The 20,247-nt window shown below is 67.4% G+C and carries 19 protein-coding genes and 1 riboswitch; of the genes, 12 read left to right on the top strand and 7 right to left on the bottom strand.

What is annotated here, in order from left to right; translation table 11 throughout:
* Positions 1–13: 13 nt before the first annotated feature.
* The gene (locus G6N67_RS09175; protein WP_036432742.1) at positions 14–1,324 is read right to left on the bottom strand and encodes a type I glutamate--ammonia ligase; all 1,311 of its coding nucleotides are present in this window, start codon (positions 1,322–1,324) and stop codon (positions 14–16) included.
* Positions 1,325–1,439: 115 nt separating this feature from the next.
* Here G6N67_RS09175 and G6N67_RS09170 point away from each other — a divergent pair, with 115 nt between their 5' ends.
* The 3 genes from G6N67_RS09170 to G6N67_RS09160 are packed head-to-tail and all read left to right on the top strand — an operon-like array spanning position 1,440 to position 3,773.
* The gene (locus G6N67_RS09170; protein WP_036432744.1) at positions 1,440–2,237 is read left to right on the top strand and encodes a class II glutamine amidotransferase; all 798 of its coding nucleotides are present in this window, start codon (positions 1,440–1,442) and stop codon (positions 2,235–2,237) included.
* Positions 2,238–2,242: 5 nt separating this feature from the next.
* Entirely contained in the window at positions 2,243–3,118 is an 876-nt protein-coding gene (locus tag G6N67_RS09165; RefSeq protein ID WP_230021314.1) for a MurR/RpiR family transcriptional regulator, read from the top strand.
* 16 nt (positions 3,119–3,134) lie between these two features.
* The gene (locus G6N67_RS09160) at positions 3,135–3,773 is read left to right on the top strand and encodes a TetR/AcrR family transcriptional regulator (RefSeq protein ID WP_036432746.1); all 639 of its coding nucleotides are present in this window, start codon (positions 3,135–3,137) and stop codon (positions 3,771–3,773) included.
* Positions 3,774–3,777: 4 nt separating this feature from the next.
* On the opposite strand, the gene G6N67_RS09155 is transcribed toward G6N67_RS09160, so the two are convergent.
* Entirely contained in the window at positions 3,778–4,866 is a 1,089-nt protein-coding gene (locus G6N67_RS09155) for a methyltransferase (protein WP_036432748.1), read from the bottom strand.
* A gap of 102 nt (positions 4,867–4,968) precedes the next feature.
* A riboswitch (cobalamin riboswitch) is annotated at positions 4,969–5,155 on the top strand.
* Positions 5,156–5,224: 69 nt separating this feature from the next.
* On the opposite strand from G6N67_RS09155, the gene G6N67_RS09150 reads away from it, so the two are divergent.
* The 4 genes from G6N67_RS09150 to G6N67_RS09135 are packed head-to-tail and all read left to right on the top strand — an operon-like array spanning position 5,225 to position 8,812.
* Positions 5,225–6,232, top strand: coding sequence for an ABC transporter substrate-binding protein (locus G6N67_RS09150; RefSeq protein ID WP_036435542.1), 1,008 nt, complete (start codon positions 5,225–5,227; stop codon positions 6,230–6,232).
* Positions 6,229–6,999 carry a class I SAM-dependent methyltransferase gene (locus tag G6N67_RS09145; RefSeq protein WP_036432750.1) on the top strand — a complete coding sequence of 257 codons (771 nt, stop codon included), beginning with the start codon at positions 6,229–6,231 and terminating at the stop codon, positions 6,997–6,999. The genes G6N67_RS09150 and G6N67_RS09145 overlap by 4 nt, the downstream gene beginning before the upstream one ends.
* Before the next feature lie 29 nt (positions 7,000–7,028).
* The gene (locus tag G6N67_RS09140) at positions 7,029–8,027 is read left to right on the top strand and encodes a FecCD family ABC transporter permease (protein WP_051578920.1); all 999 of its coding nucleotides are present in this window, start codon (positions 7,029–7,031) and stop codon (positions 8,025–8,027) included.
* On the top strand, positions 8,027–8,812 hold the full coding sequence (locus tag G6N67_RS09135; protein ID WP_036432752.1) for an ABC transporter ATP-binding protein: 786 nt from the start codon (positions 8,027–8,029) through the stop codon (positions 8,810–8,812). The genes G6N67_RS09140 and G6N67_RS09135 overlap by 1 nt, the downstream gene beginning before the upstream one ends.
* 59 nt (positions 8,813–8,871) lie before the next feature.
* On the opposite strand, the gene G6N67_RS09130 is transcribed toward G6N67_RS09135, so the two are convergent.
* Complete coding sequence (locus tag G6N67_RS09130; protein ID WP_051578921.1) at positions 8,872–9,690, bottom strand: MaoC/PaaZ C-terminal domain-containing protein; 819 nt, start codon at positions 9,688–9,690, stop codon at positions 8,872–8,874.
* Positions 9,691–9,703: 13 nt separating this feature from the next.
* Positions 9,704–11,053, bottom strand: coding sequence for a 3-oxoacyl-ACP reductase (locus tag G6N67_RS09125; RefSeq protein ID WP_036432755.1), 1,350 nt, complete (start codon positions 11,051–11,053; stop codon positions 9,704–9,706).
* Positions 11,054–11,162: 109 nt separating this feature from the next.
* On the opposite strand from G6N67_RS09125, the gene G6N67_RS09120 reads away from it, so the two are divergent.
* From G6N67_RS09120 to G6N67_RS09105, 4 genes are all read left to right on the top strand, one after another.
* The gene (locus G6N67_RS09120; RefSeq protein ID WP_036435545.1) at positions 11,163–12,464 is read left to right on the top strand and encodes an acetyl-CoA C-acetyltransferase; all 1,302 of its coding nucleotides are present in this window, start codon (positions 11,163–11,165) and stop codon (positions 12,462–12,464) included.
* A 323-nt stretch (positions 12,465–12,787) separates the two neighbouring features.
* Complete coding sequence (locus tag G6N67_RS09115) at positions 12,788–13,699, top strand: TIGR03564 family F420-dependent LLM class oxidoreductase (protein ID WP_036432757.1); 912 nt, start codon at positions 12,788–12,790, stop codon at positions 13,697–13,699.
* Between the two features lie 94 nt (positions 13,700–13,793).
* Positions 13,794–15,080, top strand: coding sequence for a sensor histidine kinase (locus G6N67_RS09110; RefSeq protein ID WP_230021313.1), 1,287 nt, complete (start codon positions 13,794–13,796; stop codon positions 15,078–15,080).
* Positions 15,077–15,724: a LuxR C-terminal-related transcriptional regulator gene (locus tag G6N67_RS09105; protein ID WP_036432759.1), complete on the top strand. Its 648-nt coding sequence runs from the start codon at positions 15,077–15,079 to the stop codon at positions 15,722–15,724. Before G6N67_RS09110 ends, G6N67_RS09105 begins: the two co-directional genes overlap by 4 nt.
* 116 nt (positions 15,725–15,840) lie before the next feature.
* Here the strand turns inward: G6N67_RS09105 and G6N67_RS09100 are convergent, their stop codons facing one another.
* Both G6N67_RS09100 and G6N67_RS09095 read right to left on the bottom strand, forming a co-directional pair.
* Positions 15,841–17,160 (bottom strand): APC family permease, encoded by a 1,320-nt coding sequence (locus tag G6N67_RS09100; protein ID WP_163642155.1) that lies wholly within the window; start codon positions 17,158–17,160, stop codon positions 15,841–15,843.
* A gap of 220 nt (positions 17,161–17,380) precedes the next feature.
* On the bottom strand, positions 17,381–18,469 hold the full coding sequence (locus tag G6N67_RS09095; protein WP_036432763.1) for an S-(hydroxymethyl)mycothiol dehydrogenase: 1,089 nt from the start codon (positions 18,467–18,469) through the stop codon (positions 17,381–17,383).
* Positions 18,470–18,673: 204 nt separating this feature from the next.
* On the opposite strand from G6N67_RS09095, the gene G6N67_RS09090 reads away from it, so the two are divergent.
* Positions 18,674–18,928, top strand: a complete 255-nt coding sequence (locus tag G6N67_RS09090; RefSeq protein WP_131524677.1) for a hypothetical protein — start codon at positions 18,674–18,676, stop codon at positions 18,926–18,928.
* On the opposite strand, the gene G6N67_RS09085 is transcribed toward G6N67_RS09090, so the two are convergent.
* Positions 18,886–20,247, bottom strand: coding sequence for an aldehyde dehydrogenase family protein (locus tag G6N67_RS09085; protein ID WP_036432767.1), 1,362 nt, complete (start codon positions 20,245–20,247; stop codon positions 18,886–18,888). The genes G6N67_RS09090 and G6N67_RS09085 overlap by 43 nt on opposite strands.

Genomic DNA, 20,247 nt, shown 5'->3' with positions numbered 1-20,247 from the left:
CGCGAGGATCGGGTCAGCAGCTCCACGCCAGGCGCAGGGCCCGGCAGATCTCGTCGGTCGGCAGGTCGCCGTAGGTGACGAGTTCGTGATGGCGCACGGCGGCCACACCTTCGATGACCGCCGGCGTCAGCAGTTCAGCGGCGACCGCCGAGGTTTGCAGGGTCTTGAGTACCGTGCGTTGATCGGTCGGCAGCGGTTGCAGGTTGGCGGTCTGCGCGGGATCGCCCGAGACCTCGGCGGGCAGTTGCATGCCGAGTTCGATGCCACGCAGCGCGCTGCGCAGGAATGCTGCCGCCGCGAGGTAAGGGTTGGCGCTGGGGTCGATGAGTTTCAGTTCGACGTTGGCGCCGTGTGGGTTTCCCGGTGTGGCCGCGATGAACCTGACGGCCGCCTCCCGGTTTTCCAGGCCCCAGCATTGGGCTGCGCCTGCCCAGTTGCCAGGTTTGAGCCGCTCGGCGGAAAGGGCTGAGCCCGCGTAGAGACCGAGGAGGTCCGGCAGGGTCGCGAGCACTCCGGCAATGGCCGATTGGCCGGCCGGCCGCATCCCGTGTGGGCCGCCGCCACCTGACAGCACCGGGCCGTCGTCGTCCGCAAGGGACAGGTGCAGGTGCGCGCCGTTGCCCGCCTCGCCGGCGAACGGCACAGGGGAGAACGAGATCTTCAGGCCGTGCCGGGCCGCGGCCCGGCCGATCACGATCCGCGCCAGGATGACCGCGTCGGCCGCGGCGACCGGCGTCGTGGGGGCCAGCGCCACTTCGAGTTGGTCGTGCCCGTACTCGGTGTGGAGTTGGTCGATGACCAGCCCCGCGCGTTCTGCCGCGCCCATGAGGTCGACCAGGAACGCCGAGCGGTCCAGGGATGTGCGCATGCCGTAGGGCGACCACGGTTCGGTGGATGCATGCTGGGTGTCGGGCGCCAGCATCGTGCACTCGAGCTCCGCACCGATCAAGGCGGTCAGCCCGGACGAGGCCGCGGCCTGCTCGGCGTGGGCCAGCAGTGTGCGAGTACACAGCGGAGCGGGTTCGCCGTACTGGTCGTACAGGCTGGCAGGTGCCCACGCCACGCCGTCTTCGACCACCTGAAGATCGGCCGGGTCGATGCGGATCCGCAGGTCGCCGACCACCCCGATGTCCGGCGTGAAGGCGATCCCGCTGTCGACACAGAACACGCTCCACGAGGGCGAGACGCCCATTCCGGCGCTGTGAAACGACGGGAGGCGACGTAGCGGCACGTACTTGGCGCGGGTCACACCCGCCAGGTCGGTCAGCGATCCGGCCACGATCTCCACGCCGGCAGCGCGTAGGTCGTCGATCTCCAGCGTCATGGCTCCTCCTGGCTTCCCAAGTCTGCGAGCACGCTATGTCATAAATGTTTCATATTCTTTAATATGACCGCTAGAGGTTCGATTCATTAAATTTTGCTTCGGAGGGGTTGGAGCCATGTGTCGCTTGCTGGGAGTCGTGTCGACTGCGCCGATCTCGGTCTCGGACGCCGTCGGTGGGCACGTGTTGAAGGATTTCGTGGCGCTCACCAAGGTGCACGGCGACGGTTGGGGCATGGCTCATGTCGACGAGACCGGTGGCGCCCCACGGGTTGAGGTCTCGGCGGGCAGCGCACTCGACGACCCGGCCTTCGCGGCGGCAGTCGAGAGCCGGCCGTTGACCGCCGGTATGGTCCACTTGCGCTGGGCAACCAACGGCCTGGCCGTGCAACCGCAGAACTCGCACCCATTCGTCGCCGACGGTGTTGCCATGGCGCACAACGGATCCATCAAACCGACCGGCCCGCTCGACGAGCTCATCGAACCGGCGACTGCCGCCGCCCTGCGTGGGACCACCGACAGCGAGCGCTACTTCGGCGTGATCCGGCAACATCGCCGGACCGCACCTGATCTGGCCGAGGCGGTCCGTCGGGCGGTGGCCCAGCTACGGGCCCTGTATCCGGAGGCGTGCCTCAATGCACTGGTGCTCGGCGAAGGCCAACTGATCGCCGTACACGCGCACGCGCGCAGTCAACTGCCCGCCGAGGACATCGAGGAGATCACCGCCGCCGATCTGCCCACCGAGCATCTCGAGGACTACTTTGCGCTGCGGTGGGCCCGGCCCAGTGACAGCGCAGTGGTGATCGGCTCCACCGGATTCGGTGATCTGGACTGGCAGGCGTTGCCGCCCGAGAGCGTCACCGCGATCTCGATGGCCGACCTGTCGATGAATTCGGTGCCTGTCATGGCAGATTGAGAACCGTGTCAGAGGACGAGCCGGTGGCGAAGATCTCGACGGTGGAGGCCAGGGCCACCGCCGCACTGCCCACGCTCAGCAAGGCTGAGCGGCGGGTAGGGCGAGCGTTGCTCGGCGACTATCCGAGCGCCGGGTTGGCCAGCGCCGCCAGGCTCGCCGAACGTGCCGAGGTGAGCCCCCCGACCGTGCTACGGTTCGCGCAGTCCCTCGGCTACGACGGATTCGCCGATCTGCAGGTCGCGTTGCGCGCCGAGTTGTCCGCGCGATCGAGTGGGCCGATCACCAGGTTGCCCGATGCGCCGGCGGCAGGCAGTCTGCTCGACCGGTTGTTGCAGCAGGCGCGCGCGCAGAACGAGCGCGCGGCGCAGACGTTGGCGCTGCTTACGGAACCCGCGCTGGAAGCCGCGGTGGCGCTGTTGGCGGACGTCGGTCGCACGGTGTATCTGCACGGTGGTCGCTTCTCGCACCTGCTGGCGATGCACCTGGCCGCCCACCTGGAACAACTGCGCCCGGGCACCCGGGTGCTGGGCGACCCGACGGGCGGGGATTTAGGTGCGCTGCTCGAACTGTCACGCCATGACGTCGTGGTGCTGTTCGACTATCACAGGTATCAGCGCAGCGCAGCCGAGCTGGCGCAACGCGTGCACCGCGCGGGCGCGACCGTCCTGCTCATCACCGACGATCTGAGCTGCCCGGTGGCACCGGACGCCGAAGTCGTGCTGGCCGCCTCGAGCACGGTCGGTACCACGTACCAGAGCATGGCGGCCGGATTTCTGCTGACCGAACTGCTCATCCCGTTGGTCATGGACGCGATCGGAGAGCCGGCACGGACCCGCATGGCGTTGTGGGAGGAGCAACGGCGCGCTGAGCTTCTGCCATGACAGTTACCCTGGTCGGATGGCAGGTGGAACCAAGCGGCTGCCGCGTGCCGTCCGCGAACAACAGATGCTCGACGCCGCGGTGCAGATCTTCTCGGTCAACGGCTATCACGAGACGTCGATGGACGCCATCGCGGCCGAAGCCGAGATCTCCAAGCCGATGCTGTACCTCTATTACGGGTCCAAAGAGGAACTGTTCGGCGCGTGCCTCAACCGCGAACTGACGCGGTTCGTCGACGTCGTCCGCGGGCAGATCGATTTCACCCAGAGCCCCAAGGATCTGCTGCGCAACGCGGTGCTGGCGTTCCTCACCTACATCGACGCCAACCGCGCGTCGTGGATGGTGCTCTACACCCAGGCCACGAGTTCGCAGGCGTTCGCGCACACCGTGCGGGAAGGCCGGGAGAAGATCATCGACCTGGTGGCCCGGCTGCTGAGCACCGGCACGCGTAACCCCGCGCCGGACAGTGACTTCGAGATGATGGCGGTTGCGCTCGTGGGGGCAGGTGAGGCGATCGCCACCCGGGTCAGCTCGGGCGACGCCGATGTGGACGAGGCGACCGAGCTGATGATCAACCTGTTCTGGCGCGGGCTGCGGGGCAAGCCGTCGGATGCGGCACACGGTGAGTCCGCGCTGACGGCGCAGAAGGCCGAGTGACGCGCTAGACGGCGCGGCCCTCCACGAGGCTGAACGGTGACGCGGTCGGCACCACGCGCGTGAGCCGGAACCCGGCCTGCTCGTAAAGCGAGCGGTACTCGGCTTCGGTGCGCTCGCGGGCCGCGATGCCGACGAGCATCTCGAGATCGGTCCACTTGCCCAGGAACTCCCGATTGTGATCGGGGATGACGGCCTCGATCAGCAGCAGCGTGGTCCCGGGCGTCGCGGCCGTTCGGATGTTGCGCAGGATGGTCAAGGCCTGCTCATCCGGCCAGTCGTGGATGATGTTCTTCAGCACGTACGCATCGGCGCCGGCGGGCACTCGGTCGAAGAACGATCCGGCGACGATCTCGACGCGGTCGGCGGTTCCGTACTTGCCCAACAACTCTGGTGCCCCGTCGACGACCTGCTGCAGGTCGTAGAGCACCCCGCGGGCCGCAGGCGCGGCATCGAGGATGGCGGACAGCAGCCGGCCGTGGCCACCACCGACATCGGCGATCGTGGCGAACGGTGTGAAGTCGTACGCCGCCACGACGGGCGCGATCGCCAGCTCCGACACGCTCGTCATCGCGTCGTTGAAGATCTCGCCCAGGTCCGGCTCGGATGCGATGTACTCGAACGCCCCCATGCCGCGCAATCGGGGGATAACGGCCTCGCCGCTGCGGACCGCATCGCCCAGGTGGCTCCAGTGTTCGCGGTGCTGCGGGGATCCGACGAAGCGGGCCATCCCGGCCACCGATACCGGTGCATCGGAACGCAGCGCGTCGCCCAGCGGATTGAGGGCATACCGCCCGTCGCGGGTCCGGCGGAAGATCCCCTCGCTCACCAGGGCCCGCATCAACCTGTCGGTCGCGTCGGCGTCGGCGTTCACGCGGCGGGCAAGTTCTTCGGCCCGCAGCGGGCCGCCCGCGAGCGCGTCGGCCACACCGAGTTGGGCTGCGACGGTAATCCCTTGCGCCACCCAGGCATTGAGGATCATCTCCAGCATCACCGCGGCGGGTGGTGCGCTGCGCTGATGCAGCCGGCGCAGCAGATGGCGCAGACGTTCGGCGGCGCGGGCTGCTCGGACCGGGGGCACCTTGGCGGTAGTCATCGAATGACTCTAGGGGCAGAGTGAGCAGGGGCGCCGACAAGGTGCTTAATGAAAACCATTATCATTAAGCGGGTGATGACGCCATTGCTGCCTGCCGCGCTGGTATGGTCCGTTCGAGCCAGTCGAACCCAATCAGGTTGGGTCAGGGAATCCGGTGCGAATCCGGAGCTGACGCGCAGCGGTGTGGAGGACAGGCGGAGCAACGGCCACTGGTCCCATCACGGGGCTGGGAAGGCGCTCCGGCTGGATGATCCCGAGTCCGAAGACCTGCTGGCTCGGGCCTCGCTGCCGCCGTGTGGCGTGAGGTCCGACCATCGGACGGACTCCGCGATTGGGTCCAGGATCGAAAGGCGTCGCCCTGCATAACGGAACCCGCACCATAACCCTTGTCGCACTTACTGTGTCGCTGATCACCGGGTGCAGTTCGCCGGCCGACACGGCCACCACTGCCGGACCTCCCGGGTATCCCGTCACCTTGGAGAACTGCGGGCGTGCGGTGACCGTGAAATCACCACCGCAACGCGCGGTGTCGATCAATCAGCCGGCCACCGAACTGTTGCTGACCCTAGGGCTGGCCGACCGGATGGTCGGCAGCGCGTCCTGGAGCGACGAAGTCAGGCCCGAGCTCGCCGCCGAGAACGCCAAGGTGCCCGTGCTGAGCCGGGATTTTCCGTCCTTCGAACGGGTGCTCAAGGAAAAGCCCGACTTCGTGTACGCGACGTTCGACTGGTCGTTCACCGACGAGGGCGTCGCTCCGCGGGACCGGTTCGAGCGCCTGGGCGTGCCGACCTACCAATCCTCGAGCGAATGCGGTGGCCAGGACGCCGCCCAGCAGCGTCCCCTCACCCTCGACGACATGTACGCCGAGATCGGGGATGTCGCCAAGATATTCGGCGTCGAAGACCGCGGGGAGCAGCTGGTCTCGTCGCTGCGGACGCGGATGTCCACCGCGGCCGACGGTCTCAAGGCCGACGACGTCACGTTGATGTGGTGGTATGCGGGCACCAAGGCGCCCTACATCGCGGGCTGCTGCGGTGCGCCCGGCATCATCACCAACGCGGTCGGGGCCCGCAACGCGTTCGCCGACAGTCGGCAACTGTGGCCCGAGATCTCGTGGGAGGCCATCCTGGAACGCGACCCCGATGTGCTGGTCCTGGCCGATCTGACACGTGGCGACGACGGGGACAGCGTGGCCGCCAAGATCCGCTTCCTCGAATCCGACCCGGCCGCACAACGGTTGACGGCGGTGCGGGAACGCCGGTGGATCGTGCTACCGGGCACCGCGATGGACCCGTCACTGCGTAACGTCGACGCGGTCGAGACCGTCGCATCCGGCCTGCGCTCCTTCGGGCTGGCGGACAAATGAGCGCCGTCGATCCCGCCACGCTGCTCACGTCCTGGGACGGCCAACAGGCCGCATACATCGCCGACCGCGAAGCGCGGTTCCGCATCATGGTCGAGGTGTTGCGGTTGGCGTGCGGTGATGCGCCGCTCGTAGTCGACCTCGCTTGTGGGCCAGGCTCTTTGAGCACACGCGCGCTCGACGCCCTGCCGCAGGCCACAGTGCTCGCCGTCGATCACGACCCGCTGCTGCTCGACATCGCGACTCGAGCACTGCGACCCGTGCACGGGGACCGGTTCACGACCCTGGACGCCGATCTCGCCGACGAGAGCTGGCCCGAACTCGTGGCCGACGCGCTCGGGGGCCGCACACCCGACGCGTTCATCTCGACCACGGCCCTGCACTGGCTCACGCCCGATGCACTGGTGCGGGTATACGCCGGGGCAGCCGCACTGCTCGGTGAGGGCGGAATCCTGCTCAACGGTGACCATTTCCGCTTCGACGGCCGAAACCCGGTACTACGGCGCCTGGCGGCCGCGCATGACGACGAAACGCAGCGGCGCGCCCACACGGCCGGTGCGCCGACCTGGGAAGCGTGGTGGGACACGGCGCGGGCACAACCCGGTGCGGCCTCCCTGGCTGCGCTTCGTGACGCCCGGTTCGCCGACCGGCCCGCTCCACCGCCCACCGCGGTGGACTTTCACCTCGCGGCCCTCGCGCAGGCCGGCTTCACCGGAGTCGGCACGGTGTGGCAGCTGCTCGACGACTACGTCGTGCTCGGCGTGAAGTGACCGCACCGCGAACACTGCAGAACACCGGGATGACACTGCTCATCCCCGTCGGCCTTGGGGCCCTGCTGGTGTCGATCGCGGCGGCGATCATCATCGGGCCCGCGGACCTGGGTGTCGGTGACGTGTACGCCGTGATCGCCCAGCGCATGTGGGGCGGCGGCACCATCGTCACGCCCATCGACGACGGCATTGTCTGGGAACTGCGGTTGCCCCGTGCCGTGCTGGCCGCGATCTGCGGTGCGGGCCTCGCGATCTGCGGCGCCATTCTGCAGTCGTTGATGCGCAATCCGCTCGCCGACCCGTTCATGCTCGGCATCTCGTCGGGTGCCTCCACGGGTGCCGTGCTGGTCGTGGTGACCGGAGTCGGTGGCGCGCTGAGCCTGTCGGCCGGTGCCTTCGTGGGAGCACTGATCGCGTTCGTCCTGGTGCTGATCCTCGCGACCGCGTCGGGCGGCGGCCAGGATCGTGTGGTGCTGGCGGGAGTCGCAGGCACGCAACTGTTTTCGGCGATGACGGCTTTCGTGGTGTTCTCGTCGGCCGACGCCCAGCAGACGCGGGGGGTGCTGTTCTGGTTGCTCGGCTCCCTGGGCGGCGCGAACTGGAATCAGGTGGCGCTGTGTGGCGTGGTCTGCGCGGCCGGCTTGGTGATCTGCTGGATGCAGTCGGATGCCTTGGACGCATTCGCATTCGGTCATGACGCCGCGGCCTCGCTCGGTGTCGCTGTCACGAGGGTGCGGGTTTTGCTGATGGTGACGACGGCGTTGCTGACCGCGGTGCTGGTGAGTGCCGCGGGCGCAATCGGATTCGTCGGCCTCGTGTTGCCGCACGCCGCGCGCCTCATCGTGGGCCCGACCCACCGCAGGCTTCTGCTCGTCACCGCGTTGACAGGTGCGATCTTCCTGGTCTGGGTCGACACCGTGGCGCGCACACTGTTTGCGCCCCAGGAACTGCCGGTCGGCGTGGTCACCGCGCTCGTCGGCGTTCCGATATTCGTGCTGATTCTCGCGCGGCGGAAGCGGTACACCTGATGCTGGAACGGCAACCGGGCCCGATCGCCGCCGACACGGTCAGTTGGTCGGTAGGCGGAGCCCTTGTCGTCGACGGGGTTTCGCTGCTGGTGCACGAGGGGGAGACCCTGGGGTTGCTCGGCCCCAACGGCGCGGGCAAGTCATCGCTGCTGCGACTGCTGGCGGGGTTGCGGCGTCCGACCGGTGGGGCCGTGCTGCTCAACGGGAGATCGCTGGCCCAGCACCGCCGCCGCGACGTCGCGCAACGCATCGCGGTGGTCGAGCAACAGGTCAGCACCGACATCGAGCTCACGGTCGAGCAGATCGTGCGGCTCGGCAGGATCCCGCACCGCGGCGTCTGGTCCGGCGTCACCGAGGCCGATGACCGGGCGGTCGAGCGTGCGCTCGACCAGACCGGCACAGCGACCATGCGGCACCGGGATTGGCGGACGCTCTCCGGTGGCGAGCAGCAGCGCGTCCAGATCGCCCGCGCGCTCGCCCAGGAGCCGCGTGAGTTGCTGCTCGACGAGCCCACCAACCACCTCGACATCCGGCACCAGTTCGAGCTGCTCGCGCTGATTCGTGAGCTGCCCGTGACATCGGTGGTGACGCTGCACGACCTGACCCTCGCCGCGCTGTTCTGCGACCGGCTCGTCGTGCTCGCCGGCGGGCGCGTTATCGCCGCGGGCTCGCCCGCGGAAGTGTTGACGCCCGAACTGATCTCGACTGTCTACGGCGTGCAGGCCCGCGTCATCGCCGGTGGTGCGGGCCCTGGCCGGCCCTCGATCCAGCTGCTGCCACCTTGAGCGTACGCCGCCGAATGTGAAGAAGATGGCGAGATTCTCGACGAATCTCGCCATCTTGTTCACTTTGGCGGCCGAATCTCAGCGGTCAGGTGCGGGTAGCCCTTGGACAGGTGACGCAGCGTCAGCTCCCAGCCGTCGGCGTCGCGTTCGACGTACAGCCCGGCCTTGGCCGGCAGCACCACCGGCTTGGCGAACCGCACCGAGTACCTCACCGCGTCCGGCAGCTGCCCTTCGATGTTGGCCAGGACCGCTGCGGCACTGAACATTCCGTGCGCGATCACGGTCGGGAAGCCGAACAGCTTGGCGGCGATCGGATTGGTGTGGATGGGGTTGAGGTCGCCGCCCACCGACGCGTAACGCCGGATCTGCCCTGCCGAGATGCTCAGCACCGCGTTGGGCGGCGGAAGCTTGGGCTGCTTCTGCGGCTCGGGTTTCGGCTCGCCGGACAGGCTCGTGCGCTGCTGGTGCAAAAACGTGGTCACCTGGTGCCAGGCCGGCTCGTTGCCGACCTTCACGTCGGTCACGATGTCCACGAGGAGACCGCGGCGATGCTCACGAAGGTTCTCGGCATGCACCGCCACACCGACCGTGTCGGTCACCGCGATCGGCCGGTACTGCGTGATGTGGTTCTCGATGTGCACCGAACCCATTGCCGCGAACGGGAAGTCGAATCCCGTCACCAGCGACATCACGGTCGGGAACGTCAGCGCGAACGGATAGGTCAGCGGCAACGTGTCACCGAACCGCAACCCGGTCACCTGTGCGTACTCGGCGACGTTGGTCGGGTCGATCTTGACGTCGTCGACCGTGATGGTGCGAGCAGGCAGGGTGTCGTCGCGCGGGATGAACGGCAAGGCCCCCACGACGGCCCGCAGCATGTTGTTCACGCCGTCACGCCCCCAACATGGCCTGGCCGCAGACGCGGATCGTGTTGCCGGTCACGGCATTCGACGCCGGGCTGGCGAAGTAGGCGATGAGCTCGGCCACGTCGACCGGTTGCCCGCCCTGGAACAGCGAGTTGAGCCGGCGGCCCACCTCGCGGGTCGCCAGCGGGATCGCCTCGGTCATCTTGGTCTCGATGAAGCCGGGCGCCACGGCGTTGATGGTGATGCCCTTCTCGGCCAGCACCGGGGCCAGCGCCTCGGTGAGCCCGATCATTCCGGCCTTGGTGGTGGCGTAGTTGGTCTGGCCGCGGTTGCCCGCGATACCCGCCATCGACGAAAGGCCGATCACCCGGCCGCCTTCACCGATGGTGCCGTTGGCCACCAACCCCTCGGTGAGGCGCTGCGGGGCCAGCAGATTGACTGCGATGACGGAATCCCAGCGGGCCTCGTCCATGTTGGCCAACAGCTTGTCGCGCGTGATGCCTGCGTTGTTGACCAGCACGTCGACCTTGCCGCCATGGTGCTCGGCGACGTGCGCGGTGATCTTGTCGACCGCGTCGTCGGCCGTGACGTCGAGCGTCAGCGCGGTCCCACCGACCTTCTCGGCCACCTTCTGCAGATCCTCCGCGGCCTGTTCGACGTCGACGGCCACGACGGCCGCGCCGTCCCGCGCGAACACCTCGGCGATGGTCGCGCCGATGCCGCGAGCCGCACCGGTCACCACGGCGACCTTGCCTGCGAGCGGCTTGTCCCAGTCGGCAGGCGGGGTGGAATCGGCCGCGCCCACCCGGTACACCTGACCGTCCACATACGCGGACTTGGCCGACAGGATGAACCGCATGGTGGACTCCAGGCCGGTCGCGCCGGGCTTGGCGTCGGCAGCCAGGTACACCAGGGAGACGGTGGCCCCGCGGCGCAGCTCCTTGCCCAGCGACCGGGTGAAGCCTTCAAGCGAGCGTTGCACGATCTGCTCGTGCACGCCGGCCGCCTGGTCCGGCGTGGTGCCGACCACCACGACGCGGGCGCACGGCGCGAGATTGCGCAGCAGCGGCGTGAAGAACTTGTACAGCTCTTTGAGGCCCGTGGGTTCGGTGATACCGGTGGCGTCGAGCACCACGCCGCCGAACGAGTCGGCCCACCGGCCGCCGATGTTGTTGGAGACCACGTCGTAGTCGTCGGCCAGCGCGGCGCGCAGGGGCTCGACGACGCGTCCGGAGCCTCCGATCAGCAGGGATCCGGCCAGCGGCGGATCGCCCGGACGGTAGCGACGCAGCGTCTCGGGCTGCGGCACACCGAGCTGTTTCGCCAGGAACGAGCCCGGCCCGGAATTGACCACTTGGGATAACAGGTCGGCCACTTCAGCTGCCTTTCGCTTCGCAGTACTGCGTTGTCTACACCGAACTTACTCCAGAGTAAGAACAGTGGGTAATATGGCCCCGGACAACCCGACAGTGGGAGGCAAACAGATGGCCAACAACACAACTCGGCGGCGCGTTGCCGTATTGGGCGGCAACAGGATTCCGTTCGCACGGTCTGACGGTGCCTACGCCAACGCCTCCAACCAGGACATGTTCACCGCAGCCCTGGACGGTCTGATCGACCGGTTCGGCCTGGCCGGGGAGCGACTCGGCGCGGTGATCGGCGGGGCGGTGCTCAAGCACAGCCGGGACTTCAACCTCATGCGCGAATGCGTGCTGGGCAGCGCGTTGTCGCCGTACACGCCTGCCTTCGACATCCAGCAGGCGTGCGGCACGGGCCTGCAGGCCACCATCGCGGGCGCCAACAGCATCGCGCTGGGCCAGTACGAGTCGGCCGCAACCGGTGGTGTGGACACCGCGTCGGACGCGCCGATCGCGTTCGGTGACGACCTGCGCCACGTGCTGCTCGGCCTGCGCCGCGCCAAGTCCAACCTCGACCGGCTCAAGCTCGTCGGCAAGCTGCCGGCTGCCGTCGGCGTCGAGATCCCCGTCAACAGCGAGCCGCGGACCGGCAAGTCGATGGGCGAACACGCCGCGGTCACCGCCAAGGAAATGGGCATCAAGCGCGTCGACCAGGACGAACTGGCCGCCGCGAGCCACCGCAACATGGCCGCGGCCTACGACAGCGGCTTCTTCGACGATCTGGTCACGCCGTTCCTCGGCCTCTACCGGGACAACAACCTGCGTGCGGATTCGACGCCGGAGAAGCTGGCCAAGCTCAAGCCGGTGTTCGGCGTCAAGGCCGGTGACGCGACCATGACCGCGGGCAACTCGACCCCGCTGACCGACGGCGCCTCGGTGGCGCTGCTGGCCAGTGAGGACTGGGCGCAGGCCCACGGACACGAACCGCTGGCGTACTTCGTCGACGGTGAGACCGCTGCGGTCGACTACGTCAACGGCCCCGACGGCCTGCTGATGGCGCCCACCTATGCGGTGCCGCGGCTGCTCGCCCGCAATGACCTGACGCTGCAGGACTTCGACTTCTACGAGATCCACGAGGCGTTCGCGTCGGTGGTGCTGGCCACGCTGGCGGCCTGGGAGTCCGACGAGTACTGCAAGGAGCGCCTGGGCCTGGACTCCGCGCTCGGCAGCATCGACCGCGCCAAGCTCAACGTCAACGGATCGTCGCTCGCGGCGGGTCACCCGTTCGCGGCCACCGGCGGCCGGATCGTGGCGCAGCTCGCCAAGCAGCTGGCGCAGAAGAAGAAGGAGACCGGCCGGCCCGTGCGCGGTCTGATCTCCATCTGCGCAGCTGGCGGGCAGGGCGTAGCGGCGATTCTCGAGGCCTGAAAAAACATCCGAAAAGTTTTTTTCGGCAAGTTGTAACGGCTGGTCCCAAGGCGTCGATACACGGGTAGCTCCGTGTTGCCGTCTGACCCCCCGACCCGACGGCAACACGGGGCCACCTTCAAATTTCGGGTGAATTTCGGTCGAATTTCCTCTGGTCTGAGGGGTACTCGAGGCGTACAGTCGACCGTACGACGGGTTCGGGAGTGACTGATCCGAAGAGTCGGTTTAAGGGGTGAAAAACCGGCGGCGCGAGATTAATGGAGACGCCCCCAATGTCCTCCCGAACCCGCCCTTTTTTGTGCCGAAGCGCCTAGCTTTGACGCATGCAGATCAGCGTCCTCGGCTCCCTCAGCGACACCGGCGGTCGTTCGCCCGTCGATGCCACCGTGGAGAACCTCGCGCAGCTGCGTGACGAGGGTTTCCGGCGCGTGTGGATGACCCAGATGCCGTACGAGCCGGACCTGCTGACAGTGCTGGCGGTCGCCTTCCGCGAAGTCGACGGTATCGAGGTCGGCACCGGCGTGATCCCGATCCAGAATCAGCACCCCATGCTGCTGGCGCAGCGTGCGCTGACCCTCAACTTGATCGGCAACGGCCGGTTCATCCTCGGCCTCGGCATGACCCATGCGGCGGTCACCGAGGGCATGTGGGGCATTCCGTGGGACAAGCCCGTACGACGGCTGCGTGAATACCTTGACGGCCTGCAGCCGCTGCTGGCCGGTGAGCCGGCCGACGCGTCGGGGGAGACCGTCACGACGCGCGGATCCCTCCAGATTCCCGGCGCGCCGGCACCCGACATCTACATCGCCGCGTTGGGCCCACAGTTGCTGAAGCTGGCGGGGCGCCGCTCCTCCGGGACCGTCACCTGGATGACCGGCCCCACCACGCTTGCCGAACACGTGGTCCCGACGCTGCGCGGGGCTGCCGAGGGCCGGCCGGTTCGCGTCGTCGCCGCGCTCCCGGTCAGCGTCACCGACGACGTCGACGGTGCCCGCGCGCAGGCCGCCAAGCAGTTCGCGATGTACGGCCACCTGCCGTCGTATCGGGCCATGCTCGACCGTGAAGGCTACGCAGGGCCCGAGGACGCCGCGATCATCGGCGACGAAGCCGAGGTGGCCGAACGTATCCGCGCACTCGGCAAGGTCGGGGTCGACGAGTACGTCGGCGTGGTGTTCGACGCATCCGCCGAGACCAGGGCCCGCACCCGGGCGTTGCTGCGCGAGCTCGACGACTGAACCCTGCCCGTGAGTGCCGGTGTGGCCAGCCACACCCCGGATTGGCCGGGCACCACCATCGCACGACACCGCCGCGTCCGGCGACCATGGTGACGTGACCACGACCGCGATCGCCCCGACCTCGACCTCCGATGACTGGCGCCAGACCCTGCGTACTCCAGTGACCGCGCTGGCCTGGCGCGCATATCTGTACTTCTTGCTGATCAGCGTTCTCGCCGTGGTCGGCGTCGCCTACCTGTTCGCGACCGGCTTCGCGTCGGGTGTGCTGCTCGTGACACTGATCGGCATACCGCTGCTGGCACTCGTGGTGATGACGGGCCGCCAGTGGAACAAGCTGTACCGATCGCTGGCGCGGCTCGTCGGCGTCACCATCGAGGCGCCCGCGCCGTTCATCCGGCCGCGTGGCCTGCCACAGATCGTGGCGGCCGCGCTGACCGACGCAGTCGGCTGGCGCAGCCTGGGGTTTCTCCTCTTGCAGAGCGTCGTGATGACGCCTGTCGGATACCTCGTGCTGGTCGGGGTCGTGATGTCGGTGAGCCTGGTGGCGTCACCCGCGATCTGGGCGATCACCGGCGAATCCGTCGTCAGCATCGGCGAGCCCGTCGATTCTCTCGGCGCCTATCTGCTGTTGTCGGTCGCGGGAGTGGTCGCGTTGTACCTGCTGGGCTGGCTGATGATCGCGATCGGGCGTGGACACGTGTGGCTGGCCCGGGCCCTGCTCGCCCCGCCCGCGCGGGAGCGCAGGGTCGCCGAGCTCGAGAAGGCGCGTGCCGACGTGGTCGACGACTCGGCCGCGACGCTGCGCCGGGTGGAACGCGATCTGCACGACGGCACCCAGGCCCGGCTCATCACCGTGGCCATGACGCTGGCACGCGCCGAGGAGCAGCTGGCCGACGCCGACAAGACCGACGGGGCCCGCGTTCTGGTCTCCGACGCTTTGGCCAACACCAGGGAGACGCTGGCCGAGCTGCGTGACCTGGTCCGCGGAATCCGGCCTCCCGCTTTGGATCTCGGCCTGGGCCCAGCGGTGCAGACGCTCGCGGCGCGTAACCCGATTCCTGTCGAGCTGGTCGACGACATTGCGGTGCGCCCGTCGCTCGGGGTCGAGACGCTCGCGTACTTCTGTGTCGCGGAGTTGCTGGCCAATGTGTCCCGGCACTCCGGGGCGACCAAGGCCACGGTCCGGCTGCGCAGCGATACCGACGAGCTACAGATCATCGTGTCGGACAACGGTTCCGGGGGTGTCGATCCCGCCAACGGCTCGGGCCTGACCGGGCTGGCCGACCGGCTGCGCATGGTCGACGGCAGCATCGACATCGTCAGTCCGGCCGGTGGTCCCACCACGGTGACTGTCGTCGTCCCGTCGGGCGCCGACCGATGACTCGGCTGGCCATCGCCGAGGACAACGCAATCCTGCGCGACGGGCTGACGCAGCTGCTCGTCGAACGTGGCCACGAGGTGGTGGCCAAGGTCGGTACCGCAGAGGAGTTGCGGGAGATTGCCGAGACGCTGCGGCCCGAGGTGATCGTCGTCGACATCCGCATGCCACCGACGTTCACCGACGAAGGGCTCGTCGCGGCCGTGTCCCTGCGGCGGTCACATCCCGACGTCGGCGTGCTTGTGTTCTCACAGTGGGTCGAGACGCGTTACGCCGCAGAACTATTGGCCGGAAACCCGGCCGGTGTCGGCTACCTGCTCAAGGATCGGGTGGCCGACATCGGCGAGTTCGACGCGGCAGTGCGGCGCGTCGCGGAGGGTGGCACCGCGCTCGATCCCGAGGTCGTACGTCAGCTCATGGGCAGCCGGCGCGGTGTGAGCACGCTCGACAGACTGACCGCCCGCGAGCGCGAGGTGCTCGGGCTCATGGCCGAAGGACACTCCAACAGCGCACTGGCCGAACATCTTTCGATCTCCGAACGGGCCGTCGAGAAACACGTCGGCAGCATCTTCACCAAGCTCGACCTGCCGCCGTCCGCGGCCCACCATCGCCGCGTGCTCGCCGTCGTGACGTACCTCAACTCCTGAGCACGAGATTTTTCAGCGCGAGCAGACGCGCCGGTACCCGGGAATGCGCTTGCCGGGGCACCGCCACGTCTGCTCGCGGGATAGAGCGCGGTATGAATCGCGCTCGTCGAGTCTCGTCATTGCGTCAGGATCGGTGCGCGGTAGCGGTATTTGGCGACCAGGTACATCACCACACCGAGGGCAGCCAGTACCGCCAGCGCAGCCCACTCCGCACCGTCGAAATCGATGGCGCACGTGACGGCGACCCACCCGAGCAGGCCTGCGCCGATGACCGGCAGGAGACCGCCGAGAATCGCGTCGCGCCAGTTCGATACGACCCGATCGCGCAGGGCCCAAGCCGCCGCCAACGCGGTCAGCGCGTAATAGCAGGCGAACAGGAACCCGATCGTGGCGATCAGGAGATCCAGCGTGTGCGAAACGCTGGAGGCGAGGATGTACACCCAGGTCGCCACGATGCCCAGACCGCCGATCAGCAGCGTGCTGGTGGCCGGCGTCTGGAATCTACGGTGCACCTTGCCGAAAACCGATGGCAAGACCCTGTCGCGTCCCATTGCCAGCATGATGCGGGCCAGGCCGACGATCGTGGCCTGGGTTGCCGCCAGGACCGAGGCCACGACCGCCAGCGCCATCGCCTTGGCCCAACCGGTGCCGGTCAACTCTTCAGCGACGAACACTGCGGCATTGGTCGAATGCTGCTCCATCGCCTCAGGTGGTGCAACCGTGGCGAAGGCAAAGCAGATAAGCGTGTACATGACCCCCAACACGATGACCGCGATGATCACGGCCTTACCTGGGTTGGTCTCGGCTCGTTCGGTCTCCTCACTCAGGTAGATCGACGTGTCCCACTGCGCGATCATGAAGATCACCAGAAGCATCGTCGCCACGAAGCCTCCGGCGCCGCCCACGCCCTGCGGGCTGAGCCACTCCCAGGTCGGCTCAACAGAATTGGGACGGTGGTTGACGAACAGCGCCCAGAAGGCGATCGCCGCGAACAGGAGCAACACCGCGTACTCGGCGATCGCCAGGGAGAGCTGGAGCCTTCCGGTGAGCTGCACGCCGATGACCGCAAAGGCAGTCAGGAATGCACCGAGGACAGTTGCGGCGACGACTGTTCCCCACTGGCTGGACGGGTCGAGGCCGAGCAGCGCCAGCACGGCGGGACCGATGCTGACGAAGTTGATGATCAGCGAGACGGCGAAGGTCACCACCAAGATCCATCCGACCCCGAACCCGGCGCCCGGGCTGACCGCGCGTCCCACCCATGAATACGGTCCACCACAGTCCTGGTCCCACAGGTTCATTCGCTGAAATGCCACAGCGATGCAGAGCATCGCAATCGAGGCCACGATGATGGATGGGATGAAACCGTAGCTGCTGGCCACGATCAACGGTGCCAGTGAGACCGCGACCACCTGGCCGGGCGCCGCTCCGGCCATGCTGATGATTGTGCTTTCTCTGAGCCCGATCGCACTCTTCTTCAGAGTCGGAGCGTCACCGGTGGGTGCCGACGGCCAAGCTGTGTGGTTTTCGCGGCGTTCGTCGGGCGTCGAGGGCTGTTTGACCGACATGGGGGCTCCTAAGGGGCGCGACGAATTTTCGGCATCGGTGCGCGTCGGTGTCCGCGGGCTACCGCCCGTTCGATGTTCGATGCCGAGCTCACTTGAGGACCGCCACCGAGCGCAGCACCTCGCCGCCGTGCATCTTTTTGAAGGCCGCTTCGATCTGGTCGAGGCCGATGCGTTCGGAGACGAACTTCTCCAGGGGTAGGCGGCCTTGCAGATACAGCGAAATGAGGGTGGGGAAGTCACGTTCGGGCAGGCAGTCGCCGTACCACGAGGACTTCAACGATCCACCGCGGGAGAAGAAGTCGATGAGCGGCATCTCCAATGTCATGTCCGGGGTGGGCACACCGACGAGCACCACGGTGCCGGCCAGATCACGCGCGTAGAAGGCCTGCTCGTAGGTCACCGGCCGCCCCACCGCGTCGATCACGACATCGGCGCCGTTGCCGTCGGTGAGATCCTGGATGGACTTCACCACATCGGCCTCAGCCGCATTCACCGTGTGGGTGGCGCCAAACTCACGAGCCTGCAGCAATTTCCGCTCATTGAGATCGACGGCGATGATCTTCTTGGCGCCCACCAGCGCGGCGCCGGCGATGGCGGCGTCACCCACGCCGCCGCAGCCGATGACCGCGACGGTGTCGTCGCGGCCGACCGCACCGGTGTTGATCGCCGCCCCGATGCCTGCCATCACGCCGCAGCCCAGCAGTCCGGCGACGGCCGGGTCGGCCTCGGGGTCGACCTTGGTGCATTGACCTTCGTGCACCAGGGTCTTGTCGGCGAACGCGCCGATCCCCAGCGCGGGGGTCAGCTCGGTGCCGTCGGTCAACGTCATCTTCTGCTTGGCGTTGTGCGTGTCGAAGCACAGGTGCGGGCGACCGCGCTTGCAGGATCGGCATTCGCCGCACACCGCGCGCCAGTTCAGGATCACGAAATCACCGGGTTCGACGTGGGTTACGCCCTCGCCGACCGATTCGACCGTGCCGGCGGCTTCATGCCCGAGCAGGAACGGGAACTCGTCGTTGATGCCACCCTCGCGGTAGGTCAGATCGGTATGGCACACCCCACACGCGATCACCTCGACCACCACTTCACCGGGCCCCGGATCGGGAATGACGATGTCGACCAACTCGACCGGCTGCTTCTTACTCCGCGAAATCACACCACGCACCGTCTGCGGCATGGCGAGTCCTTTCTTCTAGCTTCGATGCTTCGCTTGTTGTTTCCAGAACCAGAGCCCGTGGCGCATGGTCCATCGCCCGTCGTCCGGTGACAGTCCGAAAGCGACACCTGCGTTGCGTGCCGAACCGGCGATACCTCTGGTGTGCGAGCGGGTCCGCGAGCTTGTGGACGGGACAAGCTCCCGGGCGCGGGCGAGTAGGCGCTGTTGTCGCTCGGTGAGCACGATGCTGTGGTGGTGGGACAGCGCCGTGACCAGTTCGACGAATCGAGTATTGAGCCGCTGCGCATCCATCCCGAATCGCGGCAGGATGTCTTCCTCGTGAGGTCCACCGTACGGCGCCCAATCGACCACGTATCGGAGGATTTCCCAATCGAATTCATCGAAGGGCGACCTGTTTGCCATCGCTGGCTGCCGTTCTACGGCGTGGTGTTGAAGAAGACGTTCTTGACCTCGGTGTAGGCGTCGAGCGCATCGGGTCCGAGCTCACGCCCCATACCCGACTGCTTGAACCCGCCGAACGGTGTGGTGATCCGCACGGACGTATAGGAATTCACTGCCAGTGCGCCCGCGGCCACCGCGCGAGCAACGCGCAACGACCGCGCGCCGTTCGAGGTCCAGATGGAGCCGGCCAACCCGTAGATGGTGTCATTGGCCCGGGCAACCACCTCGTCCTCGCTGTCGAAGACAAGTACCGAGACGACCGGTCCGAAGATTTCCTCACGCGCGGAGCGATGACCGTCATCGATCGGGTGGAGCACAGTGGGCGCAAACCAGTAGCCAGGTCCGGGAGGAGTCGAACCGCGGAACAGCACAGGCGCGTCATCGACATAACTCTGGACACTCAACGCATGTCCCGCGGAGATCAGCGGCCCCATCTGAGTGCTGTCCGCGAGAGGATCACCGACCACGATGTTGGCGACAACCTTCTCGAGTTTCTCCAAGAACAGTTCCAGAGCAGGCCGTTCGACGAACACGCGGGATCTGGCGCAGCAGTCCTGGCCCGAGTTGCCGAAAACGGCGCCGGTGAGGCCCTCGGCCGCCGCGTCGAGATCGGCGTCGGCGAAGACGAGTGCCGCTGACTTACCACCTAATTCGAGCGTGACGCGCTTGATGCCGTCGGCGGCCCGCCGTGCGATGTCCTTGCCGACACTGGTAGATCCGGTGAACGCGATCTTGCCGACGCCGGGATGCTCGACCAGTTGGCTCCCTATGGTGCGGCCCGGTCCGACGACGACATTGAGCAGGTTCGCCGGCAGCCCCGCCTCGACGGCGAGCTCGCCGAGCCTCAGCGAAGTCAAGGGCGTGAGCTCAGCGGGCTTCAGCACGACTGCATTGCCTGCGGCCAGTGCGGGCGCCACTTTCCAGGAGGCGATCGACAGCGGGTAGTTCCACGGAGTGATGAGGCCGACCACACCGATGGGCTCGCGGAACGTCATATCCACGCCGCCCGCCACCGGGATGGTGTGTCCCAGTAGGCGTTCCGGGGCGGCCGCGTAATAGCGGAACGTCGCCGCGACCCCCGCCACCGCGCCACGCGCGTCGCTGATCGGCATGCCCACGTTCCGCGCTTCGAGTCGGGCCAGGTCTTCCTGGTTGTGGTCGATCGCGGCGGCGATGGACAGCAGCACCTCGGCACGGAATTGCGGTGCCTGCGCGGCCCATTGCCGCTGTGCGACGGCGGCGCGGGCGATCACGTCGTCCAACTCGGCGGGCGTGATCTGCTCGAGCGATTCCAGAACGTTCTCGGTCGCGGGCTCGATTACGTCGATGACGGCCAT

The sequence above is a fragment of the Mycolicibacterium mageritense genome (genome assembly GCF_010727475.1).
In the GTDB taxonomy this organism is placed as follows: Bacteria; Actinomycetota; Actinomycetes; order Mycobacteriales; family Mycobacteriaceae; genus Mycobacterium; species Mycobacterium mageritense.
This window is presented reverse-complemented; position numbering and strand designations above follow the sequence as displayed.